The organism is Prevotella sp. MGM1 (genome assembly GCF_002933775.1).
Classification (GTDB): domain Bacteria; phylum Bacteroidota; class Bacteroidia; order Bacteroidales; family Bacteroidaceae; genus Prevotella.
The window spans coordinates 1-2,550 of record NZ_BEWV01000223.1 but is presented as its reverse complement, the minus strand read 5'-3'; the positions used below and the strand labels follow the sequence as shown (position 1 = coordinate 2,550).

Genomic DNA, 2,550 nt, shown 5'->3' with positions numbered 1-2,550 from the left:
CGGCATTCTTAAAAAACGTAAGCAAGCGTATTATATTGATAAACAGAGTGTTGCGGAAGCATAAAAATACGCCGATATTTTCGCCTACGGGATTATAATTTTGAAATAAACGAATTATAAAAGGGCTTTTGTCTGATTTTTTATCAACATACAATACTTCTCTCAAAAAAAAAGAGTAACTTTGCGGCATAATTACAAAAAAGGCAGCGACAGGACATAAATGACGAACAGCAATACCTACAATGGCCGATTCGTGATGTCCGCAGAGTGGGATACACAAAGCGGCATACAGCTCACCTGGCCGCATCAGGCTACCGATTGGCAGCCTATGCTCAGCGAAATTACAGATACTTATGTTAAAATGGCCGTGGAAATAGCCAAACGCGAGCAGCTAATCATTGTGGCTCCACAACCGGAAGAGGCTCTGCGAGCCATCGCCGAAAAGACAGGAAACGACATCACCGAAAACATAATCACGATGAAATGCGATACGGACGATACCTGGGCGAGAGACCACGGCTTCATCACTCTCTGCGGAAACAACGGCAGTCGTATACTGCTCGACTTCAGATTTAACGGATGGGGAATGAAGTTCAAGGCCGATAAAGATAATGCCATCAACCGAAAACTATATGACGCAGGCATCGTGAAAGGGGAATACAAGGATAATCTTGACTTCGTGCTCGAAGGCGGCTCGATAGAGAGCGACGGACGTGGAACGGTATTCACCACGACGGGCTGTCTTATGGCGCCAAACCGCAACCAACCGATGTCGCAAGACGAGATCGAGAGTGAACTGAAACGCAGGCTCAAGGCAGACCGTATAGTATGGATAGACCACGGCAACTTGACTGGCGACGACACAGACGGACACATCGACACACTGGTGAGAGTGGCTCCAAACAATACCTTATTATATATGGGGTGCGACGACAATACCGACGAGCAATACGACGAGTTAAAAAAAATGGAAACCCAACTTATCATGCTGCGCACCGCCGACGGAAAGCCCTACCGCCTGCTACGGCTTCCATCACCCGACGCTATATATGGTGACGGCGAACGGCTGCCAGCCACATACGCAAACTATCTCGTGATAAACGGCGCCGTGCTATGCCCCACATACGGCCAACCTGAAAACGACCGCAAAGCGATGGAAGTCATGGCGCAGGCATTCCCCGGCCGGGAGATTGTAGGTATCGACTGCCGCAGCATAATAAAACAGCACGGTTCGCTGCACTGCTGCACAATGCAGTATCATTGATTTTCTTGAGAATGTAGTCCGGTGGATTGAGGAAGGATGTATGATTTATCAGAAAAAGAGAAAAGACATTCATATACTTCTATCCGCAATCCGGAGTACGCAAATATACATCATCCTCACTCCACGAAATGAATAAAATAAAACAACATACACGCATGAAAGAACTTAGAATAGGATTTCTGCAACAGCACAACACGGCCGACATACAAGACAACATGACAAGACTGGCCGAAGGTGTGGCCGACCTCGCGCGACGCGGGGCGGAACTCATCGTGCTGCAAGAACTTCACAACTCACTATATTTCTGTCAGGTGGAAAGCGTCAATAACTTCGACCTTGCGGAGCCAATCCCCGGTCCGTCGACAGAACTGTTTGGCGAACTGGCACGTAAACACAACGTGGTGATAGTCACGTCGCTATTCGAGCGCCGTGCGGCAGGACTTTATCATAACACAGCAGTGGTGATAGAACGCAACGGTACCATAGCCGGAAAATACAGAAAGATGCACATACCGGACGACCCGGCATACTACGAGAAATTCTACTTCACGCCCGGTGACCTCGGCTTCAAACCGATAGACACAAGCGTGGGACGGTTGGGAGTTATGGTTTGCTGGGATCAATGGTATCCGGAGGCTGCGCGACTGATGTCGCTTGCAGGAGCGGAGATACTCATCTACCCCACAGCCATAGGTTATGAGAGCAGTGACACCGAAGACGAAAAGCAGCGGCAGCGACGCGCATGGCAGACAGTACAGCGCGGACACGCCGTGGCCAACGGACTGCCCGTGGTTGCGGTGAACCGTGTGGGACACGAGACGGACCCGTCGGGGCAGACCAACGGTATCAATTTCTGGGGAACATCATTCGTTGCCGGCCCTCAGGGCGAGATTATATACGAGGCATCGGAAGACGACGAAGAGAGTATAATAGTATCCATAGACATGAAGCACAGCGAACAAGTACGCCGCTGGTGGCCTTTCCTCAGAGACCGCAGGATTGAGAACTACGGCGGAATAACAAAGAGATATATCGATGACTGACAGGACAAACAGGGCGTAAACACGGCAAAAGGCAGATACAATCTTTCTTTATATAAGCATATCACACCACCCTGTCCGCACCATGCGCCCCACGGAAAACCCTGTTCATCCGTCTTCTAAAAAACAAGCAAACAAAACCTAACAACCAAATAAACAAACAGAATGATGTCTTCAAATTTAAGATTTTTGGTAGTAGAAGAGGCTTTCAAAAAGCAGGCCGCAGAAGTAAAGACACCGGCGGAA

General features: G+C 49.0%; 2 protein-coding genes. Both read left to right on the top strand.

The window, feature by feature from the left end; translation table 11 throughout:
• The first annotated feature begins 220 nt into the window (after positions 1-220).
• Positions 221-1,264, top strand: coding sequence for an agmatine deiminase family protein (locus tag MoGM_RS12675; RefSeq protein ID WP_104370419.1), 1,044 nt, complete (start codon positions 221-223; stop codon positions 1,262-1,264).
• A 155-nt stretch (positions 1,265-1,419) separates the two neighbouring features.
• Entirely contained in the window at positions 1,420-2,307 is an 888-nt protein-coding gene (locus tag MoGM_RS12670) for a carbon-nitrogen hydrolase (RefSeq protein WP_104370420.1), read from the top strand.
• The last annotated feature ends 243 nt before the right edge of the window (positions 2,308-2,550 follow it).

Excerpts from the sequence above, each read along its gene's own strand:
- MoGM_RS12675 (WP_104370419.1), top strand. The coding sequence starts at position 221 with ATGACGAACAGCAATACCTACAATGGCCGATTCGTGATGTCCGCAGAG.
- MoGM_RS12670 (WP_104370420.1), top strand. The coding sequence starts at position 1,420 with ATGAAAGAACTTAGAATAGGATTTCTGCAACAGCACAACACGGCCGAC.